The sequence below is a fragment of the Hymenobacter defluvii genome (genome assembly GCF_017589435.1).
Lineage (GTDB): Bacteria > Bacteroidota > Bacteroidia > Cytophagales > Hymenobacteraceae > Hymenobacter > Hymenobacter profundi.
The window spans coordinates 1-756 of record NZ_JAGETX010000095.1; the positions used below are offsets into that span (position 1 = coordinate 1).

General features: G+C 49.9%; 1 pseudogene. It reads left to right on the plus strand.

The features are described from left to right. Positions 1–143: 143 nt before the first annotated feature. Positions 144–756: pseudogene (locus J4D97_RS23120) on the plus strand (quinol:cytochrome C oxidoreductase); the annotation flags it as partial.

Consider the following 756-nt stretch of genomic DNA (forward strand, 5'->3'; position numbering starts at 1 on the left):
CAACAAGCGCTGCTTCTGATTCAACGGAAACTTCCGATTCATCTAATCAGTCTGCTGTAGGAGAAGCGCAAGCTGGAACCGGTTCGGCTACCCCCGGACAGGGTAATACAAAAGCAACTAACGGAACGGCGAATTAAGGAACTATGGCAACACTGACGCACCACGAAAGCGCCACGGCTGAACACCTGGTACTTTCGTCCGATACCCGTAAAAAGTTTATTTGGCTAATTCTAGCCGGCGTTGTTCTGTTCATCATCGGCGTAGCTCTGGCACTCTTCGGGGTAGGAGCTGAGCATGCTACTGGTCACGAGGCTGCTGGCCACGCTGGTGCTCACCACGGTAGTCCGCTTTGGATTAAACGCATTATAGTGAGCGTGTGGCACAGCAACATTTTCTTCCTTGGCTTATCAGTCGTAGGCACTGTTTGGGTTGCAATTAATACTGTTGCATACGCTGGCTGGTCAGCTGCTATTCGGCGCGTACCAGAAGCTACTAGTGCCTGGATTCTGCCAGGTGGTATCATTCTAGTTGTCGTTTTCCTGCTGAACCTATGGCACAGCGACATCTTCCACTGGACAACTCCAGGTATTATGACCCCTGGTAGTAAAACTTATGATCCTATCATCGCTGGCAAAAGTGGTTTCCTTAGCGTACCCTTCTACCTGATTCGTACTGTATCCTATCTCGTTATCTGGTGGGTATTCACAGAGCGGCTACGCAAATTGTCGCTGGAAGAAGACCTGAATGGAGGTACAT